Genomic DNA, 26,424 nt, shown 5'->3' with positions numbered 1-26,424 from the left:
GGCAATCACAGAGTTTTGCGCTTGCAAAGTGTACCGAACAATGACAAAATCATTAAGAATGAAGACTAAATCACTGGTATGCTGAAAAAAATATTTAGGCAAATTTCCAAGTCAAGTAGTGATGAAAATTTTCTGCATTTTACAGAAAGTGTAGAAGTAGTAATATCGAAAATTTTATCACTGGCGATGATTTGGGTAATTCTCCTCAGCGTTTGCGATTTGCTGATTTTTTTAGCAAAAGAATTGGTAAACCACACTGATAATTTGTTAAAAGACACGTTGTTTGTCATATTTGGGTTATTTTTAAATGTTTTAATTGCTCTGGAAATCTTGGAAAATATTACAGCTTATCTGAAAAAGCACGTAATTCAAGTAGAGCTAGTTATTGTAACTTCTTTGATAGCAGTATCTCGAAAAATAATCATTCTTGACCTGGAAAAGAAAACCGCAGCCGACTTGATTGGTTTGGCGACTGCAATTTTCGCGCTTTCCATCAGCTACTTGATAGTGCGGTTCACAAATAGAGGAAAGGATTAATATTGGGAATTGGGGATTGCGAATTGTTAATAACTAATATCATATCCGATCGCTCGACCGGACATGATATTATTCCAATAAACCAGGAGGAGGCACAATTTCAATTCTGCCTTGTTCTAAGTCAACAACTGGCACAATCTCTTCCACAAAAGGAATCAATATTTTTGTGGATTTAGGCTCTTTAACGCGAATTTTCCGTGGTTTGCGGGTATTTCTGGGGTCAGCATTTGCTTGGGGAGTTTCAGGCTGTTTTGGCTTTTCCAATTCTGCAGCGACAGTTTCCGGCGCAGTTAGATTCGTTTCTACTTCTAAAAGGTCGTTACCTGCGGGAATAATATCACTTACCTTGCCTAGGATTTCCCCGGTTAACTGGTTAAAAACTTCCATACCGATCAAATCTTGGACGTAAAACTCATCAGATTCGAGGTAAGGTCGATCGGTCTTTTCAACAAACAACTTACAGCCCCGCAGCGCCTCAGCACTATCGCGGTCTTCCACACCATCTACCTCTACAGCATACAGCCCTTTGCCCGGAATGTAGCGACCGCCCAAAAACTCGATCGGTTCCGGTTCACTTTTGTTAGGGCGCAAAATCCACCGCTTCCCCGGTTCGATAAACCTTTCCGGGAAATCCGAATCGGGATAGACTCGCACTTCCCCGTCCAAACCTTGAGCTGCTACAATTTTACCGATTTCTATCCATTCAGACATAAACTTTTTGGGAATTGGGAATTGGGAATTGGGAATTGGGAATTGGGCATGGGGCATGGGGCATGGGGCATGGGGCATGGGTAGCAGAAAAGCCTGGGTAGCAAACAACAAATAACTAATGACTACTGACTACTGACTAAGGACTACTGACTTCTTTACACCAATCCAGTTCTCAGCGCTACAACTGCTGCTTGCACGCGGTCATCCACTGCCAACTTATTCATAATACCGCGAACATGAGTTTTAATAGTATTTGGACTCAAGTAAAGCGCCGCTGCAATTTCGGGATTGCTGTTACCTTCCACCATTAATCTTAACACCTCCAATTCCCGCTGCGACAACTGACCAAAAGTAGTTGTAGAGGCAGGTGTCGGGGGTTTGAGGTGTTCGATGACAGTCCGGGCAATTTGAGGATCAAGATAGGTAGCGCCCTCTGCTGCGGCTGCGATCGCTGCTAACAGCCTGTCTATAGAAGCACCTTTAATACAATAAGCATCAGCACCACTAGAAAGGGCAGCAATAATTTCAGTTTCTGCCGTGTGAGAAGTTAACATTACAACTCGAACTTCGGGCAGTTGTGCTTTAATTTGCTGCGTCGCTGCTATGCCGTCGAGCCGCGGCAAACCGATATCCATTACAATAATATCAGGTTTGAGTTTCAGTGCGGCTGCTACGCCTAAATAGCCATCTTCTGCTTGTCCTACTATTTCTATTTCTGGGGAATCGGCTAAAACTTGCTCTAATCCCAGTTGCATCATCGGGTCATCTTCAACAATTAAAATTCTCATAATTACGAAGGAAGAAGGAAGAAGGAAGAAGAAAGAAGGAAGAAGGAAGAAGGAAGATTACTTAGTTATTAATATTTTACATAAACTTACACCGAACCAATAACAACTAACTACTGACTAACTTTTAAAACCTCCACGAATTCACCCGGTACAATCCAGGTATCCCCTGGTGGCAAAACTGCTAAACCACTCGTATTGGCGAGGTTAATTAAATTCGCTGAATTTTGGCTGCCGCTAGCAGGTTCAAATTCCCAGACTCCGGCAACTAAATGTAGTTTACCCCAAACATAAGTTTCGCGCTGCCCAGGCGATCGCAATTCAGTATTACACCTAGCTTTGAGAAACTCCGGCCCCCAAGCATCCAGGGCAAGCCCAGACATCTTTTTCAAAGCAGGCACAACAAAGCGCCAACAGCAGACTAAAGCCGAAACCGGATTTCCTGGCAAACCAAAATAGAGACAATCCGAACTCAAACTCGGCGAATCATCATTCTTTTCACCTCGTTTAAACGCAGCAACCGTTAAAGGTTTTCCCGGCTTAATCGCCACAGAACTAATGTGAATTTTTCCTCCCAAATCCCCCAATATTTTCTCAATATAATCGTAGTCTCCTACCGAGACGCCCCCCGTAGAAAGTACCACATCCGCCGTAGCAACAGCCCGATATATCGCCTTATTTAACGCATCTTCATTATCAGGAACAATGCCCAATCGAATCGGTTCAAATCCCATTTGCGCCAACAAAACTGTCAAAGCATACTGATTCGAGTCTACCAGTTTCCCCGGTGCCAAAGGTTCGTCTGGCGATACCAATTCGTCACCAGTAGAAAAAATTGCCACCCGCAGCCGCCGATAAACGGGAACTTGAATGCACTGGGCAGTTGCTAACACCGCCATTTCTGGGGCATTGATAACTGTACCGGGAGTTAGCAAAGTTGTTCCTGCTTGATAAAAAGCGCCTTTGTGCCTGACAAATGCTTGCGGTTTTTCAGGAGAAACTAAGATAAAAATACGATCGCCCTCACGCCTTGTTTCTTCCTGCATTACCACCGTATCAGCACCCGCAGGCATCACCCCACCCGTAAAAATTCGTGCCGCTTGCCCCGATTGAACAGTATTTTGAGGCTGATATCCGGCTGGAATCTCTTCAACTACTTCTAGTACCACTGGTTTTTCGGCGCTACAATTTTCCACATCAGCAAACCGCACTGCGTACCCATCCATTGCTGAATTATCCCAATAAGGAAAATCTAGGGAACCAGTGACGGGTGCAGCCAAAATGCGCCCCGATGCTGCCAGTAAGTCTACAGTTTCTACATCCCCCTGACTGTCGAGAGGTTGCGCCAAATTTAGAACGATCGATTCCGCTTCTTTCACTGACAGCATGACTGTCTCCTTGTTTTGATAACACTCATGATTAAGTTTAGCAAAATATCCATAGATATTGGTGATATAATTTTTTTTGATTGGGGCAGTAGACCTAATTTTTGGTATTAATTGCTTATGACTCTTTCGCGCTTTGTTGTCCGACTAAATTGTTTATCTTTATTATTGGTGGCGCTACTGATATTTTTTACTCAACTTTCAGGCTTAAAAGTCAGCGACTTATTCTTCCAGCCTTATTTTTCTCCCCATCCTAATGTCGCCTTGTTAACTCGTACTTTCCAAATTTTATGCTGTGTACCAGTCGTTGTTTGTACTTTTACCTATGGACTAGCTAAAACTATTCAACCGTGTCCTAATGAAAATAGATTTATTTTATTTTCCGCTTTTTTAACAGGTGGATTTCTACTGAATCAAACTTACCGAATTCATATATATATGATAGCCATAGGAATTCCTAAGCTAGGAGTAAGTCTTTTATACGCCGTTATTTTGTCATCCTACGGATGTTTTTTTAGGCGAGAACTACAGTTAACTCCCTACCAAATATTGTTAGCGGGTTTGGGCCTGTTGTTTTTTGCGATCGGCGTAGATGCCCTGCATTTAAGAAACAAAATATTATCCAGTTTACTAGAGGGAGTACCTAAACTGTTTAGCGAAATTAACATTGCATTTTATTATTGGTATGTGTGTAAGTGTTTCCTGAAGAAAGTTTTTTATAAAAATATTGAGAGCTAGTTATAAGTAGATGATATAATCATATCACAAGTGCCTCTCCAAACCTACAACTCCAATCCTCAGTCCTCCATCAATAATATTTACAGCATCTGCATCGCTCGGCATTTATCCGCATTCATATACATAATCTGGCTTAAAAATCCCAACCCATCCTGATAAAATACCATGATAGCAGTTACCATCAACTTCAACTCTATAGTTAAACTAACCGACGACCAATTTTATCAACTGTGCCGCGAAAATCCCGATGTCAAATTTGAACGCAACGCCAAAGGAGAAATAATCGTCATGCCACCCACAGGAGGAGAAACCGGAAATTACAATTTTGAAATAGCTACTGATTTTGGAATTTGGAACCGACAAACTAAACTGGGAATTTGTTTCGATTCTTCAACTTGCTTCAAACTGCCAAGCGGTGCCAACCGTTCTCCCGATGTCTCTTGGATTGAAAAATCAAGATGGGATGCACTCACTACCGAACAAAAACAAAAATTTCCTCCCATTGCCCCGGATTTCGTCTTAGAGTTAATGTCGCCAACAGACAGCCTCAAAGACACTCAAGACAAAATGGAAGAATACATGAGTAACCAAGTAAAACTAGGCTGGTTAATAAACCGCAAAACCCGCCGAGTCGAAATCTATCGCCAAGAACAAGAAATAGAAGTTTTGGAATGTCCAACGGAACTTTCAGGAGAAGATGTTTTGCCCGGTTTCGTGCTAAACTTGAAAACACTGTGGCAATAACTAGACATTCTGCATCTATCAGCGTTTATTTGCGTTCATCTGCGGTTAAAAAAAATCTCATGGAAACCAATACAGAAACTACTACAACCACTGGCTTAACAGCCCAACAACACAAACAGAAAATGCAGCGGCGCCAAGAAGTGCAATCACAGCGAATCGCTAACTCTTCCCAAGAAAAAGGTTTAATTATAGTCAATACGGGTAACGGGAAAGGCAAAACCACTGCCGCTTTGGGAATGGTTGTGCGATCGCTCGGTCACGGATACCGCGTCGCCATAGTACAATTTATCAAAGGCGCCTGGGAACCTGCTGAGAAAGCCGTTTTTCAACTCTGGGAAAAACAGCTAGAATTCCACGCAATGGGAGAAGGCTTTACCTGGGACACGCAAGACCGTGATCGAGATATCGAAACAGCTCAAAAAGCCTGGGAAAAATCCCTAACTTTTATCCGCAATAGCGAATTTCAATTAGTTCTTCTCGATGAAGTCAATATAGCATTAAAACTAGGTTATTTGCAAGTCGAGCAAGTGCTTTCCGGGTTAGACCAAAAGCCAGAAAAAACCCACATTATTTTAACAGGTCGAGGCGCCCCGCCAGCACTAATTGAACGGGCAGACTTGGTGACAGAAATGACTTTAGTTAAGCACCCATTCCGAGAACAAGGCATTAAAGCTCAACCAGGTATTGAGTATTAATGTTGTTTGTCGTCAAGACTTTTTACCCGATATAAAATTCAAAATAGAGCTATGCTGGTAACGTTAAGGTAAAAGTTGAACCCTTGCCAAACTCGCTAGCCACAGTAATTTCTCCCCCCAGCATCTGAGAGTATTTCTGCGCTATTGCCAAACCCAAACCCGTACCTCCGTACTTGCGGGTAGTCGAAGCATCAGCTTGCGTAAAAGGTTGAAATAACTTTTGTAGCTGTTCAGGAGTCATCCCAATCCCAGTATCACTACAATTAAAAATTAACTGTTCAGAATCCCAACTATTCTCGTCATTTTTAATTCTTTCAACGCTGAGTAGAATTGTTCCTTTATGAGTGAACTTAGCTGCATTGCTGAGCAAATTAAACAAAATTTGAGTAAGCTTAATTTGATCGGAATACAATTCGCCAATATTATTAGGACAGTCCACATTCAGGCGATTTGTGTTTCGCAAAAATAGCGGTTCAACAGTTCTAGCTACATCTTGAACGACCTCCGACACGTCAAAAGTTTCTAATTCCACTTCCGCGTGACCGGCTTCAATTTTCGACAAGTCCAGAATATCATTAATTAAGGTTAGTAAAAGCTGGCCTGAATTGTGAATTCTCTCTAAATCAGACACAAAATTTTCTTCGCCCAAATCTAAAGCCTCTTCTTGTAGAATCTCGCTGTAACCGATAATCGCATTCAAAGGAGTTCGTAGTTCGTGGCTCATGTTAGCCAAAAACTGACTTTTAGCCAAACTAGCTGCTTCTGCAGCTTCCTTTGCCTTGTAGAGTTCGGCCTCCGCTTGCAAGCGGTCGGTCACGTCGTGAGCCAGAACTAATTCAGCATTCCTGCTATCAAATACCAGACCATAAGAAGTAATTTCTACATCAATAATTGTTCCGTCTTTTTTCTGGTGCTGCCACACACCTGCAAACTCAATACCGGCATCTACTTGGGATATATTTTCTAGCAATTTCGGCAGCTCTTGGGGGGGACGAATGTCTGTAACGGTCATGTTGAGAAATTCGTCGCGAGTGTAGCCGTAGTGTTGGACAGCAGCCTGATTGACGGCTATAAATTCTAGAGTTTCTAAATCGTAAACCCACATCGGATGGGGGTTATTTTTAAACAAAAGTCTGTAGCGTTCTTCCGAGGCTCGCAGTTCGGCTTCTGCTTGCTTGCGCTCGGTAATGTCGCGGACAACAGTGCAAATAATCTCGCGGCCACCGTAGGAAATCACGCTCCCGCTCACTTCTACATCCACGCAGGAACCGTCTCGGCGGCGGTAGAGAACTTCGCCAATTCTGAATTGTTTGTCCGTCAGCAGTAACTCGATATTGTTGTCAATTAGGTCTTTAGAGTAAGCGATGATATCGTAAATAGTTAGTTGCGAAATCGCATCAAGATTGTAATCGAGCAGGTCTCTAAACGCTGTATTGGCTTCCAAAAGGCGTTTGGTTTGAGCGTCCCACAGGAAAATGCAATCTGTAGCTTGCTCCACGACAGCTCGGTAGCGGGCTTTTTCCTCAAGTTGTTCGCTTTCGGCTTGGGCGATCGCACTCAACATTCCGTTGATAGCATGGGCAAGGTCGGACAACTCATCTTCGCCCGTCACCGGTAGTCGCACCGAAAGGTCTTGGCTGCTACTGACGCGCTTCACTGTTTTCGCCAAACCGCTCAACCGAGACAGCACCAGACGCTCTAGCAGTAGCAGAGTACAGCCGACCAACCCAACTCCCGCTAACGCTACAGACCCCAGCAGGTACAGCAAACTAATTTGACCTTGCCGATATATTTCTCTGGGGATATCCACCCGCAATAGCAGCGCAGGTTGGTTGTAAATATCGCGGATTAGGGCGTAACCCGCGATCGACTCTTCGCTTAAAGGACGCACAAAAATCGGTTTTTTTTCCGACAGTTTCTCCCGCGCTTTCTCGAAGTCTGCAGGCAACTGAGCCTCATTAACGCTGTGTACAATGAGTGGCAAGCGAGTAATTTTAGAAACCTTCGCAATGCTCGCAGGATCCAAATTGCGCCCGAATACCAGCGTACCCCGGATCGGGCCGGTGCTTTTAGTCGTGAGAATTGGCCGGGAAGTAATCAGTATTGGCCCTGACGGTAGCAGCAGGATACCAGCGAGGCTGCTTTTGGCGTTGGGGTGCTGCAACAGCGGGTCGCTGAGAGAAATGCGCCGTTTTAATGCTTCTGGAACAGGCGTTAATTTCAGCTTTTCGCTGTCTAAACCCGTAGCATAAACTATTTTGCCAGAAGTATTGACAAAAATGGCTATATTAACTCTTATATTAGCCAGCCCTTCTGGAATTAAATTGGAGGCAATGAATTTTGAGTTGCGGTTTTGGATGAAAGTGTAGGTGTCGTCCCAGGACGACCAGTCGGCAAAGCGCGAGTTGAAGTCATCTGCGGTTTGCCCGAACACGCTGAGCACTCCCTTGACAACCTGTGTGGCTTCTTGTTCCTCTGCTTTGATCAGACTGCCCAAGAGGATGCTTGAGGAGGCGACATACAGAATGCCAGTCAATCCAGCAATGGTAATGCCAACAATCGATAGTGTTTTCCGACGCAGTTTCATCTTGCCATGTGTGTGGTGTCCGTCCGAAATCTCAACTCAGGAGCAATTTTACTACTGTTTCCTGAACCCTGACCGAAAGCAATTTGCTCCGGGGTGTCCGATGTATCAGTCGGGTTGCTTTCTTCAATTCTAAAATCTAAAATCTAAAATCTAAAATCGATTGACTGGTGGCGCAGTGCGTGTTTCCTACTTTTCCCACACCTGCTGTTTGTGAGATTCTTTGCAAATTCCCAAGATGCGCCGATCGTTCTCGCTGATGGTAGAAATTGGGTAATACTGTTGCAGGTTTACCGAGTAGGGAGAGCGACTGCCGTCGTAACTATCCACTACTGTTAAATTTAACTGAGTTTGATCGCCCGTGCCGTAAAAACAGTAAAAAGCAGACCGAGGCAGGTAAAAAGCGCCGACTACCTTACTCTGCCGCATTTCAAATACAAAATATTCTTGTTTAATTTCCTCTGGCTGGCTCGACTGGCCGTAGAGGTAAATGCCATCTGCTAAACCTGTGCTAGCTGTATCTGCCCCAGGATTTGGCAGAGATTGCGAGCTTAAAACGCCGGATTTGATGTCCCAGTCCTGTGCCCGGCGTGCGGGGAATGCGATGCTGAAGTTACCGGGCGAGAGAGCCAGCACGATCGCGATCGCTTCTAAACTTCCTGTCAATATGAAATAAGTCAAAACCACTCCAGACCCCAAAATTTAAAATAGCTGGTTCCAAGCGCCTCTTGTACCAGTTTCACCAAGATTGTAGAGAAACCGGGTATTTGGCTTAATATTGGCTATAAACTTAAAGGAACGATCGCCCGCCCGGTTCCTGAAGTTAAATCTAAGATTAGTTTTGACAAATTTTGCCTCCGCCCGGATCGGGCGATCGACCCCTCAAATAATACCATTTTAGATTTTAAATTTTATATTAAATAATTGAATAATTTGGCCTGACCTATTCCATAAGGGTTTGGAACACTGGCCTACAGTTGGATTCTTTTTTTTAACTGCTATAAAAGTATCCTTCCCCGCAACGCCAACACGAAAAAAAAGTTGAGATTTTGGGAAATCTCAACTTTTTTAGTGACTAACTAGCCAAGTATTCTCGGACTTGAGATTGGCGGCGCCGCAGGTGGGCAAGGGCTTGATGTTCTAGCTGCCGCACCCGTTCCCGGCTGAGATTTAACCGTTCTCCGACTTTCGCCAGAGACATTTCTGTGCCGTCTTCCAAACCGAAGCGCAAAATTATTACATCTCGCTGCTGCGGGGTAAGTTCTGATATCAAAGTATTGAGGTCTTGCCGCAGTAATTCCGAGGTAATGTAGTTGTCGGGAGATGCAGTTTCGTCTTCTAAGAGTTCTTGCAGTTCGGTATCTTGGTTGTCTCCTACGCGCAAGTCCAAAGAAACTGGATGTCTTGCCATCAGCAGGTATTCCCGAATTTGGGAAGGGTGCAGTTCGAGGGCGTTGGCAATTTCCCCAGGGGAGGGAGACCGACCCAACTGCTGGGTGAGTTCCCGCTGCACCTTTTTGATTTTGTTGAGTTTTTCGGTGATGTGAATTGGCAATCGAATTGTGCGGGCGTGTTGGGCGATCGCGCGGGTAATTGCTTGGCGAATCCACCAGTAGGCATAGGTAGAAAATTTGTATCCCCGCATCGGGTCAAATTTTTCGACTCCTCGTTCTAAACCAAGGGTGCCTTCTTGAATTAAATCCAAGAATTCCATATTGCGTTTCTGGTATTTTTTGGCGATCGCCACTACTAGCCGCAAATTGGCTTCAATCATCTTTTGCTTGGCCCGCCGCCCTATTTGTAAGATGCGGCTAAGTTCAGGTTCGGTCAAGTCCATTTCGGCAGCCCACTCTTGATTCGTCATATCCCGCTGCCATTCTTTAGCAAGTGCTTGTTTTGCTTCGATTAATTTCATCATTTGCTGCACCTGCTTCCCGAAAACAATTTCTTCTTCTCGGGTTAGCAGGGGTACGCGACCGATCTCGTGCAGATAGGTACGAACCGTATCCGTTGAGGAGTATGGCCGGCTGCCCATGCGATCGGCTTTCACTGTTTTGTTTTTGGGGGTTGTGGTGGACATGGGTGAGTATTGCACTCCTTGTAACAACAGATAAAAAGTTGGTGATACCCTGTCCCACTTTTGCAAGTGGGATAAAGACTGCGACAAAGGGGATGTTTCCCCTCTTGTTTATCGGTGACGATCGGTAGAAGCTTTTTGTTTGGGATTACTTTTGTGCTGGATTTTCCAGTAATCCCCCTCGATTTTCGGTAGCTCGCTAGCTTTAACGGCTAGTTCAAGGCGAAGTGAAGCAAGAGTTTAGTTTTCTCAATATTATTCCCAATTTTGAGGATCGTAAAGAGTAAAAACCTCTGTCTTAAGGTCAAGATTCTACATTTTTCCTTAAGGTTTTGAATTCCCTGTTAGTTTTAACTGCCACTCAACTTCACAATACTCATGCAAACAGACTCATGCAATTCGAGGGCTTTGTTTTGCTCTCTGTTCCATCATCGCTTGAAATTTTCTCGCTGCCTAGATGGTGGGATGCGAGATAACCGAACTCGATCGCCGTATTAGATGGGAGTAACTGTTTAAAATATTTATTGACATTTTGATTTAAATATGCTAATTCAATTTGGCTACGAGTAACGACAAGGTGTATAAAGGCTGGCTGTTGCCCTGTTTGACTTTCATTGTGACCCTAGGCTCCATCATCTCCATCCTGTTTAAGCTTATGCAAATTTTGTGTAGTTAGGGATGAGGGGTGAGGGGGTGAAAGGGGAAAAGCTTCTGACGGAAAGCTGGGGCCTAATTTTTGGGACGTTCGATCGTAATTTCTAATTAAAGAGATTTTAAGGGCGATTCCCTACGGGATAGCTACGCTTCACGCACTTTGTAGCTCATCTAATTCTCAAGGCTAGATTAAACCCGCAACAAAAGCTACCACTGTCTATTAAAATTAGCACAAAAGCTCGATCGGGTGCTGGAATGAAAGCTAAAAATTTCCCACAATTAGCATTACTATCGCTGGTGTGTGTCGCCTGTGTGCAAAACCCATTGGCACAAGAACCCGCCGCGTCCGCACCCAATACCTCAACTCCTACGCCAATTCAAACTCCATCAATTTCACCTCCCGTTCAAACACCAATAGCACAAGAACCCGCCGCATCGCCCGCACCCAATAATCCAACTCCTACGCCAATTCAGACTCAATCTCCAAATCCTACGCCTGTTCCGACTCAAACGAGTTTAGAGGTTGCCCAAAAACCTACAAATTTCCTGCCACCTACGCAAACTTACGACCTCCGGGTTATAACTAACCAACTATGGGGACGGCTGACAAAAATTACCTTTGGTGAAAATAGCATTATAGTGACTATGGCGATTACAAATGGTCGTAAGGAAGTTGTCAGGCTTAACGTTAAAGATGGTATGTATCTCGAAGACAACAAATCCTATAACGTCCGATATAATTTATTACCTCCCTCTAATAATACCGAAATTATGATTAAACCAGGCACTACGCTCAAAGGGCAGTTTGTATTCGTAGGTTGGTTAGCACCCGGAGCTACTCACCTGTCGCTAACGTCAAGTTTCCCTTGCTCTTCTGAGGGAAAAAATGGAAAAGAAATTCAACAATGTTCAGGTATCAGCTTCAATATTCCAATTAAGAGGTAATTGAGAAATGAAAAAGCTAATTAGACTGATTAATACTACGATAATCTCATCATTGCTTTTCGCGACCTCATCCTCTCAGTTGGCTGCCAGTAAATCCGCTAAAGTCGATACTGTTGAATCAGAATCAACAGCAGTTACAACCTTAGAAGTAATACCAATTACTCCTACTAGAGTAAAAGTTGAAATTATTGCTCAGACTACAGTAAAAATTGACAATATCACCGCTAATCAAACTGCGACAGAGGAGCAGCTACCAACACAAATAACAACCGAGACTGTCAAAAACATTGAAACAGAGTTGAACGCCGAAAAAGTACCTGAAGGCATCAGAATTAATGTGCCAGAAACTATTTTATTTGATTTTGATAAATATAACGTCCGCGCCCAAGCTAAACCAACTCTCACCAAGATCAATCTGCTGCTGAGATATTACAAAAACGCCCAAATATTCATCAACGGACACACCGACAACCACGGGGAAAATTCCTATAATCTCGAACTTTCCCAGAAGCGAGCCGCAGCGGTAAAATATTATTTTATCAACGTTTTCAAGGTTCAGAATACCCGGATGCAAACCAAAGGGTACGGCAAAACTAAACCGATTTCTCCTAATAATAATTTAGACGGCTCAGACAACCCGGTCGGGAGGAAGGAAAACCGTCGCGTTGAGTTAATTATTAAAACATAGGAATTAGATTTTTTTAACCGCAGATGCACGCAGATTAACGCTGATAAAAAATAATTTTATAAGGGTTGAATCTGTTGTTAAAATCCTAAATCCATTTTAGCAGATTCTGCCTCGGCAAATACTTCTTCATCGGGCATTTCTTGCCAGTCAATATCCCCGATTTCTCTGTAGAATTGCTCGTCATAGGGGCGAGTTTGCACTACTACGGGCATCGGTACAGCGTGCCCCAAAACTAATGCTTGCTGTTTGGAGTCGAGTTTTGCCAAAACTGAACGCAAACTCTGCCCTCCCGAAACGCCGGTAAAAATAGCATCGATGTCTTTATCATCGTTTAGCAAAGCAGTAATGCGCGTTCCGACTTGCGACATGACTTCGGCATCGATGCCAGAAGGACGCTGGTCTACAATTAGCAGGGTGACAAAGTATTTTCGCATTTCTCTGGCAATTGTACCGAAAATAGTCGATCGCACGATCGCCGGATCGAGAAAGCGGTGAGCTTCTTCAATGGTAATCACCAATGGCTGCGGGCGATCGCACGGATTTTTGCTCTGCAAAAACTTCTCCGCTTTCCGCACGTAAGCTTGGTGAATGCGGCGAGTAATCACATTTGCTGCTAACATATAGGACAGCAAATCCGAGTGGGAACCAAACTCAATTACTACATTTTTGCCACCGTCCAAACACTGCAAAACTTCTGTTACATAATTTTTAGGGCAGCGTTTGCGAATATACTTCAAATCATTTAAGCGCTCTAATTTGCGCTGCAAAGCCATAATCGAAGACTTATTCCCCCGTTTTTCTTCGCAAAACATTTGGATATCTTCGTTGGTCATTTCCAACAACTTGTTGATCCAACCACTGCCCAACTCATTTCGCAAAATAATCGCATTTTCGATACTAGCTTCCGACAAATTTAGCTCGCGCTGCACCAGCGCGATGTCTTCCACTTCAATTTGATCGAAACTCAAAAACAACTCTTGAGCGTCGCGGACTCCCCGGCGTTTTGTCGATTCTGGATCAAGGGTATAAATCTGCATTTTATCGGGAAACAACTGCCGCAAACCTTTCACAGTGCTGAACTGTTTCCCTTCCGAAACTGCTTCCCACCCGTACTCCGAGTGCATATCAAAAATTAGATTAACCGCAGCTTGCTTGCGAATAATTCCTGACAATAGCAAGCGCGTCAGAAAAGATTTTCCCGTTCCCGACTTCCCAAAAACGCCGTTGCTGCGTTCCACAAATCGGTCTAAATCCAAGCACACAGCAACGTCCATGTCAATCGGTTTGCCGATCGCAAAATTGCGGCGATATGGGTCATCTTCCCAGCCAAAAACTGCCCGAAAATCAGTTTCTTTGGCATCAAACACCTGCGAAAAGTGGCTGGGAATAGTTTTGACCGGCAGCAACTCAATATCCGCGCCCGTTTGTGACTCAAAAGAAGCCAAATTTCCTAACGCCAACTTATTCTCGCGAACTCCGCCGTTTTTCGTCGGGTCGAAAATTGCCTGCTGTTTTTCTCGTTCAGCAGTCAACATCAACATCGGCGACAGTTCGATCGTACCGTAGGTGCTGCTACCAGCTAGCACTGCCAGCAGAAAATCGTCGTCGGGATTGGGAGGATTCGATAAAATGCGGGCGCTAGAAGTTCCCAGAGACACATCGGTGAGCATACAGAAAAAGTGCGATCGCACCCCCCGCACTACTAGAAATTTCCCCACCCTCATATCTTCCACCGAAACATCGGCGTGCAGTCGCACTTCTAATCCCTTGCTCAGGGAACCTTGAATAACAGAGCCTAACGGTCGATCCATTTTAGATTTTAGATTTTAGATTTTCGATTGTTAATAATCGAGCAATTTTCGCGGCGCGAGTTTTGATTGTAGATTTTTGATTGTTAACAGTCAACTAATTACCATTCCGATTCTAGCGGCAATTCAAAAAAACTTGGACTCAGATCTATATCTGTCAAATCCGTTTCGCTCAAATAAGCGTCAGTCAAAAATACCCCTTTTAAGCTTGCGCCTTTGAGGTTAGTACCTTTCAGGTTAGCACCTCTGAGATTAACTCGGAATAAATGAGCATCGCTCAAGTCGGCCTCAGTTAAATCTGCTCCCTCCAAATTTACTCTCATCAAATCTGCTTTTCGGAGATCAGCTTCGTTTAACTTAGCGCCACTGAGGTCAGCTTTTGTCAAGTCTACACCTCTCAAGTCGGCCCCGCTCAAGTTAGCGAACAGCAAAGTAGCTCCGGTGAAATCTGTCTCCCTCAAATCGGCATCCCTTAAATTAGCGCCGCTGAGGTCAGCCCTGGTTAAGTCTACACCCCGGAGGTCAGCAGAACTCAAGTTTACTTGGTGTAAAATTGCGCCGCTTAAATCGGCTCCTCTTAAATCAGTTCCCTCCAAGTTTGCACCTTTGAGGTAAGCTTTTTTTAAGCTAGCTCTGCTGAGGTCTACATTTTTGAGATTGACCGAAGTTAAGTTAGAAGCGCTCAAATTAGCTCCGCTTAAATCTGACCCGTTTAAGTCGGCTCCGGTTAAATTTACCCCTTGCAGCGATACATTGGGAGCAATTAAATAAGCTCCACCCAGAGCGGGGTCAATGCCTTCGGAAAACAAAGTCTTGTTGCTGTAAACAGCTTTTTCTAAAATCGTGGCGTTCAAACTGGCTTCCCTCAAGTCCGCTCCGCTGAGGTTGGCTCCTGCTAAGTTGGCCCGATCGAGTTTTGCGCCAAATAAAATAGCTTGGTATAAGTTTGTCCGCCGCAAATCGGCTCCTTTTAAATCCGCTTCGGTCAAATCTACCATAGCCAGATTTAAGCCAGGGAGAGAAGCATTGGGAGCTAGCAAAAATGCTCCCATTGCACCCGGATCAATATCTTCGGGAAAGATAGTCCGGTTGTTGTATACGGCCTTGTCTAAAATGGCGCCGCTCAACTGAGAACCGCGTAAATCCGCCCCGCTAAGGTTGGCTCTGGTTAAGTTGGCTTCGTGGAGATTTGCTCCTACTAAATTAGCCTTGATCAAACTTGCTTGTTTGAGGTTGGCGCCCGTGAATTCGGCTCCTACGAGATTAGCTTCTCGGAGGACAGCACCAGTCAAATTAGCTCTAGTGAGGTTAGCTAAATTAAGAAATGATTCAGCTAAATCCGCCCCGCTGAGATTGGCGCCGGTGAGGTCGGCTTCAATCAGGTCTGCATACCTGAGCATAGCGCCGCTGAGGTTAGTTTCTCGGAGATCCGTGCCTCGGAGGTTGGCTCCCCGGAGTTCCGCACCGCCAAGGTTGGTGCCTTTAAGTGCTTGTCCCCTGAGATCGAGTCGGTGCAGAAAGTCACCAACGTTCATTTCCATGTCAAATTCACCCTCTCTATTCCGATAGCTGGCAAAAGTATAGTCATTTATAGACATGGGAGGCTTTAAGCCCCTCCCCCTTCACTTTTGCTTTAAGCGGATTAACCCGCCTTGGCTGAACTACGCAGCTCTCTATCCCATTGCTGAACGCATTTGGGATTGCTTTTCTGAGGATGTTGTACGAAGCGTTGATATCAGAATTAATTAACTGACCAGTCGATGTTTTGTACAAACCTCGCTTAATACGCTTACCAGTAAACATCGGCTCTTTTTCTGTTTTCCCGTAGACAGGGGTTGGGTCTAGACCCACGAAGTTTGCCCGCGATGTGTAGGATTCTTCCTGCACAATTACATTAATTCCCGCCAACCGAGCTTTGTACTCCCACATTTCAATTAATCGAGAGTGAGGAATACTAACAAAGTTTTGGTTGGTTTGCTTCCCTAGATTAATTTCAGTTTTCCACTCTGCATTCTTGCCAATTACTAGCATCCCCATTTGTTTTGTATTTAAAATGGCAACAATCAGGCGACTAGCATGATGCAAGTAATTATTAACTTTTTGATTGCGACAACGAGTTAAGCGCTGAATCCGGGGTGAAGTTTTGCGGTTCCCTTTTAACTGGGATTGTAATCGTGAAGAGCGTTTGTTGTAGAACTGGTTAATCGATTTCAATGGTCGCCCGTTAATCAACAAAGGGATAAATCCCGGTTGAGTTGAAGCTAACGCCACTAAATTATCCAGTCCTAAATCAATACTAGCTACAGAATTAGCGTTGCCAAGGGTGGACTCCGGTTCATCATAAATTACCTCAATTACATAGGAATCACATTTCGGAACCAGCCTAACTTGGCAAATCCGATCGGGAGCGACTTTGGTTTTGATTAAAAGTTCAGTACCCGAAAGTTTAATGATTCCTTTCTTCAACTGTTGACTACTAATCGCTTGCATCGTGTAAACTAGAAGGTTTCGCCCTTTGGTTTTCTCTTTGTACTTTGGCAATTTCGGGCGACCAGTGAATTTTGAAGAATTAGCCTTGTAAGCTTTAACTGCTTCAAAAAACGATTTCCAATTCTTGTCTAACACCATCAAGATTTGCTGGCTTACTTTAGCAGGCAAAGCCTTGTAGGCTTCATGAGACTTCATCAATCGGTTCATTTCGTTATAAGTGACATAACCCCATCCATAAATAAAGCTCTGACGAATGACGTAATTGGCTGCATTGTAGAGGTTTTTGGACTTGAAAGCTAGTTCGTCAATTTGGGCGAAACGGTGTTCCGTTGATTTAATGATGTGCCTCTCTGTTAGTTGCATTTGAGACTTCCGTTCTTTGGGCTATGCGTATTCCTTGTTCAACACTCAAAACAATATAATACCATTATTGTTTATAATTGCTTATAAAGTCCATGAAGTTTTACAATACTTTTTTCCTAACCTTTGAAATCAAGTTAGATATTCTGAAAGTACCTTTGCTGAGTTCTGGTCAAAACCATTGTAATCATCAATAGCCACAACTGGCGCATCTGGCGGATAGTGTTCGGGAATATCGTCAATGGCTACCCAAGGTGAGTTTTCTGCTTGATTTTGTCGAAGATACTCAAGAACTTCCTGGTGTCGTAAATATTTGTGTTGATGAATATTTTTGGGGTTGAGAAAAGGGGTGTATCCGATAATACGGATAGCGATATCTGGTGAAAATAATGGCGGTATTACCTCGAAGGGGAATATTTCACGCCAGGATGATGAAATTACTACTCGCGCATTAGGATAGAAACGAAGGACATTCTCAAAGTGATTAAGGCAAGCCGAATTAAATTTCATTATATCTGTTGGCAAGCTCGATGTTTCATGTCTTCTGTCAGGAATAAGTACACCATCAATGTCTAAAAAAATTAACATTAATTAAAAAGCCTCTTGAATGATTTAATGACTATTAATACTGCTTAATAATATAAATGTGCATCGACGGTTCTCTATCAAGTGTCGCTATATCGACTTGTTATATCATGTCCGATGGATTGACCATAATATCTCGTCGACCGGGCGAGTTTTTGAGATTGTCAATTATTGGCAAATATTGTTGGTGAACCCGCCCCTACCTGATTTCTAATCGACCGGACATAATATTAGACGGCAATCCACATTGTTATTCACTGTTGTTATTGGTGGCTGTTTTCTGACGAAAGGAAGATGCTGGTATCAACAAGTATTGTTCTAAAATTCACTGTTTTTCTGGGCTGCTGCCTTCCCCCCTGCTGGGGTAGGGGGGGTTAGCTTCTACGTTCTGCCTTCAGGCAAGAGGAGCAAAACTGTAGATTTTTTGAGGTTCGAGCCGATCGCAAATTCCGGTTAATTCCGACAATAGGAATGTCTCGCGATCGAGCTGGACTTGCAGGGTTTTGAGCGGATCCCCACCGGAGGAAACCATGAATTCTAATGTTTGCAAATTCGGCTCAGTGCTGATTTCATCCAAAATTTGGCCGATCGCTCTGACGTAAGGATGGTTTAGATCCGAGTACCAGTCGGGGGCTGCGAGTCCGGCTTGATCGAAGCCCAGGTGAACGATGAGGGAGCCTTCTCCGAAAAGGGCTATGCCCACCGGCCGCGCTTCTTCTTGCAGCAGCAAGTGCTGGTTAGCCGCCAAATGCCGCAGTTTTTCGAGGTGTTCGTACCGATTTTGAATGGCAGAATCTTCCTCTTTTCCTTCTCCTTTTTCGTTCCACTGAATCGCCACTGTTACTAAATAAGTTTGCAGTAGCATATGACCGAGTTTTTCGGCTTTTGTTGCCAGATAGATCGAGTTGTAATCTGTGGCTTCAATTAGTAAGGGGACGCGATCGGCTACTTCAATCCCGTAACCTTTTAAACCCGCAATTTTGCGCGGGTTGTTGGTAATCAACCGAATTTTTTTAACTCCCAAATCGTTGAGCATTTGTGCTCCGACGCCGTAGTTCCGCAAGTCGGCGGGAAATCCCAACCGTTCGTTGGCTTCTACAGTATCGAATCCCAAATCTTGCAGCGAGTAAGCTTTTAGTTTATTTACCAATCCAATACCCCGACCTTCTTGGCGCAAGTAAACGATGACGCCAGAACCGACATTTTCGATCATTTTCAGTGCCGCTTGCAGTTGCATCCGGCAGTCGCAGCGCAGGGAACCCAAAGCATCGCCGGTCAGGCATTCGGAATGCACCCGCACCATCACGGGTTTGTCTTTAAATTCTGCCGGATCGCCCTTGACAATAGCAACGTGTTCTGAATTGTCTTGGGTGTCGCGGTAGGCGTAAATCATAAACTCGCCGAATTGAGTGGGCAATTTGGCGACGGTTTCCCGGCGGACGAATCGATCGTGCTTGAGTCGGTAGCTAATTAAGTCGGCAATACTGATTATTTTGAGGTTGTGGAGTTTGGCGTACTCGATTAATTCCGGCAACCTCGCCATCGAACCGTCGGGGTTTTGAATTTCGCAGATGACGCCGCTGGGATACAGACCCGCGAGTCTGGCGAGGTCAACCGAGGCCTCGGTGTGACCGGCGCGTTTGAGGACGCCACCGTCGATCGCCCGCAGGGGGAAAATGTGACCGGGACGGCGCAAGTCTTGAGGTTTGGTGTCCGGGTGAATGGCTACTTGGATGGTGCGGGCGCGGTCTTCGGCCGAGATACCGGTACTGACGCCGTTGACTGCATCAATGCTGACAGTGAAGGCAGTTTGGTTGTTGTCGGTGTTCTTGCTGACCATGAGGGGCAGTTCCAGGCGATCGAGCCTTTCGCCACTCAATGCCAGACAAATCAAACCCCGCGCGTTCACGGCCATGAAATTGATGTTGTCGGGGGTGGCGAATTGGGCGGCACAAATCACATCGCCTTCGTTTTCGCGATTTTCGTCATCGACTACTACCAGGGGGCGACCTGCTTTGAGGTCTGCGAGGGCGCTGTCAATTGAGTCAAATTGAAAGGATTGAGTTGAGGAGTTGTTATTTGGCACTGAGGAGTTCAAGCTATAAACAGTAATGTTATGGAAATAGAATGTATTTGTGATTGTAACCTTTTGTTTCCGGCAGGGCGATTCCCCAGTCCAGATGAGTTTGACAATATTTCTCAACTCACTTACTATAAATTTTACACTTTGTCAACAAAATATCTCCCCAATATTTCATGAGCTTGACTGAGATCGCGAAGATTTTAGGTAAACCGTACTTTCAAGCTCCTAATTGCTTAATTTATAACATGGATTGCTTGGAAGCATTGAAGCTGCTACCCTATCAAATTGTAGATTTAACCGTTACCAGCCCGCCTTATAACATCGGCAAAGAGTACGAAAAATCCTTGGTGTTAGATGAGTATTTAAACTGGTGCGAGCAGTGGATAGCGGAGGTTGACCGGGTAACGAGCGATCGAGGAGCATTTGGGCTGAATTTAGGTTATTTGTCAATTCGCGATCGGGCAAAAGCAATTCCCAACTAATGATGAAATTTCTAGTTTTAAGAGTTCCTTGAGTCGTCAACGAAGGCTTTTAACTCAATAGCATCGTGACTGCAAAACAGGCGCACATCTTTACTATGCTGCACCGATAATGCGTGCAGCCGACCTTGATTGAGCAACCGAGCCTTGCGATCGACCTCCATCATCCATTGGTAGGCGCGCAGACCGGGCGTGCAGCGTCGGTTAGCTGCATCCATCTCGTGTCGGTAGAAATAGGCATCGCCGGCGTGCAGAAGCCAGCCATCGGGTGTATCAATGGCAATGCCAGCATGACCGCGCGTGTGCCCCACCAACGGGATTAGCAAAATTTCCGGCGGCAACCCGTCGAGGTCGCGGACTGCTTCAAAACCGAACCAAGGTTCGCCACCCGCCGAATAGTATTTCCACCGTTTGACTTCATCCCACTGCCCCGGACGATAGCGCCTTTTTGTGATGAAACCGTGCCGATCGTGTGCGGCATCGATTTCAGCCTGCATGACGTGTACGGTTGCTTCAGGGAAATCCTCTAGACCACCGGCATGATCGAAGTCGAGGTGGGTGAGTACAATATGGCGCACATCGCTTGGTGAAAATCCGAGCTGTTCAATTTGATGGATTGCCGTGTACTTGCGATCGAACTGGATGTTATTAAAATAAACGAAAAACGGACTGAGCCGGGAGTAAGGGGATTCCATATCCCGCAATCCGAAGCCGGTATCAATCAGAACCAGTCCCTGATTCGTTTCAACAAGCAGACAGTGGCAGGCGAGGTTAGCCGTCAAACCGCTACTAAAGCCATCGAAAAGCGCCCCTCCAATGGGACACATACAGCCACAATTGAGATGATGAATTTGCATAAATGTGGTGTACTAAATTACTTAGGCGGGAACCATTTATTACTCAGTTCGCATCCAAGGCCGATGCTGCATAATGCCATCGATGAACGCCTGAGAAAAATTCGCTAAATCGTCACTACTGGGAGAAGTAAACACGCTTTTATTGGCTGCAATCTTGCCACTATCTGCGATGTTTACTTTCTTTAAATCTGCACATAAGAATAGTAAGACGGGCGGAAATTATTGGTTAGCAGAATTCGGTTCAGTAAGCTGGCGGTGCATTTCGGCATTAACGGTATCAGGTAAAACTTTGCTTGCGCTGGCTAGAATCTTTGTCTTGAGCGAACCTGCAATGATGTTGTCTTTACCAGCCATCAAGGCTTCAAATCCCTGTTTGGCAACCTCGGCTGGATCATCTTTCTTGTCGGCGCCCGCCTTCGTGTCATCCATTCCCGCCCGGTGGAAGAAGTTAGTATCAGTGGGACCGGGCATCAGCGAGGTGACAGTTACACCTGTATCTTTTAACTCATTGCGGAGTCCTTCGGAAAACGAGTGGATGAAGGCTTTGGATGCTGCATAGACTGCCTCGAATGGCCCCGGCATTAGGGCGGCAATGGAGGAAGTGAATAGAATCCGTCCTTGGCCGCGATCGACCATATCCTTGACTACCCGTTTAGCCAAATGCACAGACGAGACAACGTTGAGGTTAATCAGATTTAGTTCGTCCTTCAAGTCTGTCTCGCGGGCAAAGTCGCCACCGACGCCGACACCGGCATTAATTGCGATCGCATCGACTGGCCGATTAGTCGCTTTTATCTGGTTGTAGAGCGTCTCAACACCGTCGTAGGTAGCGAGGTCTGCCTGCACTGTCTCGACTTTGGCACCGAGCCCCTCAAAGGCTTGAGCCGCTTCATTGATGCTCGCTCCGGTGGCGGTGACTAGGAGATCGAAGCCGTTTTGAGCGAACTGTTTGGCGAGTTCGTAGCCGATACCGTTAGAGGCACCCGTCACAACAGCCAAGGGCCGGGTCAACGAACTGTTTATAACCATTTAAAATCCTCTGTAACTGCTCCACGCTCTTTTGTCTAGGCTTGCTTCTGTCTGTACTAGACAATCTTTGTGGACTGTGGATGTTCAACTTTTACAATGCTAGGAAGGTAGGAGTGCGATCGCATCTTTCCCAGGACATAAGCTTTTAGGCATTTAAATACGGTAGAGTCGAAAACAAACTTCATGCAATTAGTGTAAAAATCACAGCCGAGAATCATCTTAGAGAAAGAGCAAATAGAGAAACTACATAAAGCCTTAAAAAATGAATAAAATGGAAATTTTAAAGAAATCATTATACTTAGATAGCAATCCTTGCAGGAGTCGTAAAAATTTTACCCCACCCCAACCCTCCCCGCGAGATAGGGGAGCGAGTAAGAAATTCACAAATGATGCGAGGATTTCTATCTAAGTATGAAACGCGCGTAGATATGGCTAATAACTCTTTTGATAATTATTGGGGAGCCGCCATTATCGGGCACTAAATCGGATGCGATGAGAGACGGGAGATGGAAGATGGGAGATTGACTCGGAAGATTAATCCTGGGCTAAAAACATTTATCTCTGGTGGAACGGGCAGGAGGCTTGTCCAGGGATAACAGTGGGTGATGTTAGTTATAAGTGAATCTCAGGCACTGGTCTCAATCAGACCCAATCAACCTGGTAACAGCGACGCAAAATCTCAGATATCAGGTCGATCGCGCAGCAAGAAACCAAGCGGAGGATGCCAAGAGTGTAAGATGTCATTTATCAAGAATACTTTCTGTTGCCGATTGCCCGCTCGGCACCCTACATTGAAAATTATGACAGCCAATTGCTGATTCTGCTGGCTTCATGTTATAGTGGTTTTCCAAGAATTAAATTCGGTTGCGTAGTTTGTTGGTGTTTATTTACAAGCGTCTCTCCGAATCTAAGTCTCTGCACCCTAATGATTCTGGAGATTTTATGTCGATTTACGTGGGTAATCTTTCATATGAGGTAACATCAGATGACCTCAACGAAGTATTTGCCGAGTACGGTACTGTAAGCCGCGTCCAAGTGCCAATGGACCGGGAAACAGGCAGGATGCGGGGTTTTGCTTTTGTGGAAATGGCAAGCGAGGCAGAAGAAGCAGCAGCCATCGCAGCTTTAGACGGTGCTGAGTGGATGGGCCGTGACTTGAAAGTCAACAAAGCCAAACCTCGCGAAGACAACAAACGCTCATCGGGTGGCGGCGGCGGCTGGGGCGACAAAGATCGCTCTTCTCGACGCTACTAAGCTTTGAGACTGAAAATTTGAGTTTTGGTAGTTAACGGCAGGTGCGAATGCTGCCTTTTTTTCGGGTTGTTCGATCGACCCATCCAATAAAACTCCCAAACCTCTAAATCAGTTTTGCCCCCTCCTTGGAGGGGGCTTTGTTTTTGGCGAAAAATCCGGCGAGATACCTCCGCGGTGCAGTTCCCACTCTAGTTCGTGATTCAGTACCCTCTTCCTCTTAACTGCTTTTTTTAAGAGGCTGTCGGGATTTCGCGACTCGACGCCTGTAAACTATCAAACTAGAATTAAGCAGCAAGAAAAGCTAGAATAACGGCAAAACTGAATATTGCCTAGAACAGCAAAACTATCTTTACCGAAGATTAGTCGAGAAAACCAGCCGAATATCAGCCAATATCTTGATTTTGCCTGAATAAAGATGTCCAAGGTCTACAGCACGGCGGAACTCATTAAAATCCTCGAAGAAGAGCGCCAAGCCTGCTTGTATGGGCGGCGCCTCAACTTGACTGAAACTCCTGCTACAGGCAACCCCGTGATTGACCGCTTTCTCAAATCTGAGGGCGTACAGAAGTTCACCGCTTATCAAAATTTTAAGGCAGCCGTACACGAATACCAGCGGGAACATCAAGTTTCTGGGATTGTCTGGCGGGAAATTGCGGTTAAAGGCAATACTCTACGCTATCCGGCAGTGGATGACGAATTAATAGCTCTACCGGTTGATTTGATTACGTTGAAGGCAGCTAAGATTGCTATGTTGGAATTCTGGCAGCAGGTAACTGCCGGGATGGATTTGTATTTAAGTGTTAACAGCGGAAAGGATTTTCGAGCGATCGAGTCGGTTGATGTAGAGGCTATAGCCCAGCGCACAGAATGGGCCAGTCTCTCGAAGTGGGAAAAGTTGGATTTTCTAGAAATTTTGTTGCAGTTGGGCTGGGGCAAGCCGGAGGAAGCTTATTATAAGAGGGGATGGCCGACATCGGGCAGTGAGTACATTCACGCCGTAAAACCCGGACAGCGGCCGATTTGTTAATTAGTCAGTAGTCAGTAGTCAGTAGTCAGTAGTCATAGTGCTGTCCCCGCTCGCGAACGTTATTAGTCAGTAGTCAGCAGTTACTGATTATTGGGAGATATTCAAAACAAATAACAAATAACAATTGGCAATTGCCAACTGCCAACTGCCAACTGCCAACTGCCAACTGTCAACTGTCAACTGTCAACTGACATCTGACAAAGCATCAAGCCAAACCACTGATTTGGATCTGTCCAAACCTGCACTGGAATTAAACCACGCTGCGAAAGTTCTTTTTTTACAGTATTGAGATTAAACTTGCGCGATATTTCGCTGCGGATAGTTTCTCCCGGTGCAAATTCAACCGTTAAATTGAGAGAACGCAACTGCACTGTTTGCGCTTTTTTACTTTTCAAGTGCATTTCTATTTGACATTCCTCTTGATTGTAAAAAGCCCAATGCTCGAACTGTGCTAAATCAAAATTTCCCTCATATTTTCGATTTAAATGTCGCAGCATATTCAAGTTAAATGCTGCCGTTACTCCTTGACTGTCATCGTAGGCAGGCTCTAAAATATCCTTAGATTTGTCCAAGTCAATTCCCAGCAAAAAATACTCTCCCTGCTGCAATGCACCGACAATTTGCGAGAAGAACAAATCGCATTCTTGAGCGTTGAGATTGCCGAGGGTACTGCCGAGAAAGCAAATTATTCGGGTTGGCAACGGCGACGGTGCAATTTTAGCTAAGGCTAATTCGTATGTGCTGACAAGTCCGTGAATATGGAGCGACGGATAATCGGCCAACAGTTGACAAGCGCTGCTTTCTAGGATAGTAGGACTGATGTCGATCGGCAAATAATGCAGGGGATATTCCAGTTGACTGTAAGCATCGAGGAGAATCCGAGTTTTTGTGGAACTGCCGCTGCCGAGTTCGACGATTTCGCAGGGGCCCGTTAAATTGGCGATCGCCCCCGCGCACCCCTGCAAAATAGACGTTTCAGTGCGCGTCAAGTAGTATTCCGGCAACTGACAAATCAACTCAAACAGCTTCGAGCCGCGATCGTCGTAGAAATACTTTGGAGGCAGGGATTTGGGGGTTTGAGTCAACCCGCTAACTGCATCGCTGCCAGCATTGATTTCTGCGGGTGTCAGTGCCGCAGCGCTCACCAGTCGCTCTAAGTGCAGCCGGTTTTCCTTCGTTAAGGCTGAGTTGGTTGTGTCGGACAGTCTTGGGGATTTCATAGAGTATTTTTTAGATGCACATATCGGTATAGCACGCAGTCGCGTTGCCAAATATCGCGCTCAAGTCAGATTTTTTATGCCTCTCTCCGTTCTGTATTGTCTCACCTGATGGATCTCGCTTCCACAATTAAAACTTAAAATTTATCCACAAAAATTATTGAATAATTAACGAAACTTGTTTTTTTTGAGCTTGTTACATGGAAAAAAGTTGGGCATTTCGCAAACAAATTTTGTCCAAAATTCCCTCTGCCGCAATTTATACTAATTCTAAAAAATCCTGCAACAGTAGCTGTAGGGTGCGTCGCTATCAAAAATTATCAAAAAAAGCGACTATCTCACAGCGACGCACCGGTGCATAAGCTGCTACGCATTTAAATTGAATCCAGAGACTGGCAGGATGCCCGTTCCACAATAATTGTATAAAAATTGACTGTCAAATTAGATGCACAACAGCTTACAGTCTTTCAGGAAACAAACCAAAAACTCATAACTGTTGCAAGATTTTGGAGAAGTGGTATTATATTTCGTAAAATCAGTGTTATAACTTTGCACAGAGGAATGCAATTCCTCTGAAAAAGCCCAGAACTACAGTCCTCACTACGAACCTATTTGGTAATTGCTCAACTAGGGGAAAAAAGGGAGCCATCAATAGAGAGAGCTTTTTGAATGGATTGATAAGCAGTTAAACC

Annotated in this window: 23 protein-coding genes; 9 read left to right on the top strand and 14 right to left on the bottom strand. The window is 44.9% G+C overall.

Going from position 1 to position 26,424, the window contains the following annotated elements:
- The first annotated feature begins 78 nt into the window (after positions 1-78).
- The gene (locus QUA24_RS11830) at positions 79-537 is read left to right on the top strand and encodes a phosphate-starvation-inducible PsiE family protein (RefSeq protein ID WP_333215728.1); all 459 of its coding nucleotides are present in this window, start codon (positions 79-81) and stop codon (positions 535-537) included.
- Positions 538-606: 69 nt separating this feature from the next.
- Here the strand turns inward: QUA24_RS11830 and rimM are convergent, their stop codons facing one another.
- The 3 genes from rimM to QUA24_RS11815 form a co-directional block, all read right to left on the bottom strand.
- Entirely contained in the window at positions 607-1,248 is a 642-nt protein-coding gene (gene rimM, locus QUA24_RS11825) for a ribosome maturation factor RimM (RefSeq protein WP_333229896.1), read from the bottom strand.
- 155 nt (positions 1,249-1,403) lie between these two features.
- Entirely contained in the window at positions 1,404-2,036 is a 633-nt protein-coding gene (locus tag QUA24_RS11820; RefSeq protein WP_333215726.1) for a response regulator transcription factor, read from the bottom strand.
- 110 nt (positions 2,037-2,146) lie between these two features.
- Positions 2,147-3,421 carry a molybdopterin-binding protein gene (locus tag QUA24_RS11815; RefSeq protein WP_333229829.1) on the bottom strand — a complete coding sequence of 425 codons (1,275 nt, stop codon included), beginning with the start codon at positions 3,419-3,421 and terminating at the stop codon, positions 2,147-2,149.
- A 117-nt stretch (positions 3,422-3,538) separates the two neighbouring features.
- Between QUA24_RS11815 and QUA24_RS11810 the strand changes: the two genes are divergently transcribed.
- From QUA24_RS11810 to cobO, 3 genes are all read left to right on the top strand, one after another.
- Positions 3,539-4,156, top strand: coding sequence for a hypothetical protein (locus QUA24_RS11810; RefSeq protein WP_333229827.1), 618 nt, complete (start codon positions 3,539-3,541; stop codon positions 4,154-4,156).
- Positions 4,157-4,321: 165 nt separating this feature from the next.
- A complete protein-coding gene (locus QUA24_RS11805; RefSeq protein WP_333229825.1) occupies positions 4,322-4,900 on the top strand; it encodes a Uma2 family endonuclease in 579 nt (192 codons plus the stop codon).
- A gap of 59 nt (positions 4,901-4,959) precedes the next feature.
- The gene (gene cobO, locus QUA24_RS11800) at positions 4,960-5,595 is read left to right on the top strand and encodes a cob(I)yrinic acid a,c-diamide adenosyltransferase (protein WP_333229823.1); all 636 of its coding nucleotides are present in this window, start codon (positions 4,960-4,962) and stop codon (positions 5,593-5,595) included.
- Between the two features lie 49 nt (positions 5,596-5,644).
- On the opposite strand, the gene QUA24_RS11795 is transcribed toward cobO, so the two are convergent.
- The 3 genes from QUA24_RS11795 to QUA24_RS11785 all read right to left on the bottom strand — a co-directional run bounded on the left by QUA24_RS11795 (position 5,645) and on the right by QUA24_RS11785 (position 10,259).
- Positions 5,645-8,182, bottom strand: a complete 2,538-nt coding sequence (locus QUA24_RS11795; RefSeq protein WP_333229821.1) for a CHASE4 domain-containing protein — start codon at positions 8,180-8,182, stop codon at positions 5,645-5,647.
- 186 nt (positions 8,183-8,368) lie between these two features.
- Positions 8,369-8,866, bottom strand: a complete 498-nt coding sequence (locus tag QUA24_RS11790; RefSeq protein WP_333229819.1) for a hypothetical protein — start codon at positions 8,864-8,866, stop codon at positions 8,369-8,371.
- A gap of 388 nt (positions 8,867-9,254) precedes the next feature.
- On the bottom strand, positions 9,255-10,259 hold the full coding sequence (locus QUA24_RS11785) for an RNA polymerase sigma factor, RpoD/SigA family (protein WP_333229817.1): 1,005 nt from the start codon (positions 10,257-10,259) through the stop codon (positions 9,255-9,257).
- Positions 10,260-11,165: 906 nt separating this feature from the next.
- On the opposite strand from QUA24_RS11785, the gene QUA24_RS11780 reads away from it, so the two are divergent.
- Together QUA24_RS11780 and QUA24_RS11775 are read left to right on the top strand one after the other, a co-directional pair.
- Positions 11,166-11,855, top strand: a complete 690-nt coding sequence (locus tag QUA24_RS11780) for a hypothetical protein (RefSeq protein WP_333229815.1) — start codon at positions 11,166-11,168, stop codon at positions 11,853-11,855.
- Between the two features lie 7 nt (positions 11,856-11,862).
- Positions 11,863-12,543 (top strand): OmpA family protein, encoded by a 681-nt coding sequence (locus tag QUA24_RS11775; RefSeq protein ID WP_333229813.1) that lies wholly within the window; start codon positions 11,863-11,865, stop codon positions 12,541-12,543.
- 77 nt (positions 12,544-12,620) lie between these two features.
- Here the strand turns inward: QUA24_RS11775 and QUA24_RS11770 are convergent, their stop codons facing one another.
- The 5 genes from QUA24_RS11770 to ribBA all read right to left on the bottom strand — a co-directional run bounded on the left by QUA24_RS11770 (position 12,621) and on the right by ribBA (position 19,872).
- Positions 12,621-14,354, bottom strand: a complete 1,734-nt coding sequence (locus QUA24_RS11770; protein WP_333229810.1) for an ATP-binding protein — start codon at positions 14,352-14,354, stop codon at positions 12,621-12,623.
- 98 nt (positions 14,355-14,452) lie between these two features.
- Complete coding sequence (locus tag QUA24_RS11765) at positions 14,453-15,892, bottom strand: pentapeptide repeat-containing protein (RefSeq protein WP_445242609.1); 1,440 nt, start codon at positions 15,890-15,892, stop codon at positions 14,453-14,455.
- 43 nt (positions 15,893-15,935) lie between these two features.
- Positions 15,936-17,204: a transposase gene (locus tag QUA24_RS11760; RefSeq protein ID WP_333229807.1), complete on the bottom strand. Its 1,269-nt coding sequence runs from the start codon at positions 17,202-17,204 to the stop codon at positions 15,936-15,938.
- A gap of 129 nt (positions 17,205-17,333) precedes the next feature.
- Positions 17,334-17,789 (bottom strand): HAD domain-containing protein, encoded by a 456-nt coding sequence (locus tag QUA24_RS11755; RefSeq protein WP_333229804.1) that lies wholly within the window; start codon positions 17,787-17,789, stop codon positions 17,334-17,336.
- Positions 17,790-18,180: 391 nt separating this feature from the next.
- The gene (ribBA, locus tag QUA24_RS11750) at positions 18,181-19,872 is read right to left on the bottom strand and encodes a bifunctional 3,4-dihydroxy-2-butanone-4-phosphate synthase/GTP cyclohydrolase II (protein WP_333229802.1); all 1,692 of its coding nucleotides are present in this window, start codon (positions 19,870-19,872) and stop codon (positions 18,181-18,183) included.
- 170 nt (positions 19,873-20,042) lie between these two features.
- Between ribBA and QUA24_RS11745 the strand changes: the two genes are divergently transcribed.
- A complete protein-coding gene (locus QUA24_RS11745; protein ID WP_333229800.1) occupies positions 20,043-20,351 on the top strand; it encodes a DNA methyltransferase in 309 nt (102 codons plus the stop codon).
- A 17-nt stretch (positions 20,352-20,368) separates the two neighbouring features.
- On the opposite strand, the gene QUA24_RS11740 is transcribed toward QUA24_RS11745, so the two are convergent.
- Positions 20,369-21,205, bottom strand: a complete 837-nt coding sequence (locus QUA24_RS11740) for an MBL fold metallo-hydrolase (RefSeq protein WP_333229798.1) — start codon at positions 21,203-21,205, stop codon at positions 20,369-20,371.
- Positions 21,206-21,424: 219 nt separating this feature from the next.
- Positions 21,425-22,234 carry an SDR family NAD(P)-dependent oxidoreductase gene (locus tag QUA24_RS11735; protein WP_333229796.1) on the bottom strand — a complete coding sequence of 270 codons (810 nt, stop codon included), beginning with the start codon at positions 22,232-22,234 and terminating at the stop codon, positions 21,425-21,427.
- 942 nt (positions 22,235-23,176) lie between these two features.
- Between QUA24_RS11735 and QUA24_RS11730 the strand changes: the two genes are divergently transcribed.
- Positions 23,177-23,488, top strand: a complete 312-nt coding sequence (locus QUA24_RS11730; RefSeq protein WP_333082386.1) for an RNA-binding protein — start codon at positions 23,177-23,179, stop codon at positions 23,486-23,488.
- Between the two features lie 415 nt (positions 23,489-23,903).
- Positions 23,904-24,515, top strand: coding sequence for a hypothetical protein (locus QUA24_RS11725; protein ID WP_333213090.1), 612 nt, complete (start codon positions 23,904-23,906; stop codon positions 24,513-24,515).
- 176 nt (positions 24,516-24,691) lie between these two features.
- Here QUA24_RS11725 and egtD read toward each other — a convergent pair whose 3' ends face one another.
- Positions 24,692-25,735, bottom strand: a complete 1,044-nt coding sequence (gene egtD, locus QUA24_RS11720) for an L-histidine N(alpha)-methyltransferase (RefSeq protein WP_333229794.1) — start codon at positions 25,733-25,735, stop codon at positions 24,692-24,694.
- Between the last annotated feature and the right edge of the window lie 689 nt (positions 25,736-26,424).

This window comes from Microcoleus sp. Pol12B5, assembly GCF_036701335.1.
Classification (GTDB): domain Bacteria; phylum Cyanobacteriota; class Cyanobacteriia; order Cyanobacteriales; family Microcoleaceae; genus Microcoleus.
This window is presented reverse-complemented; position numbering and strand designations above follow the sequence as displayed.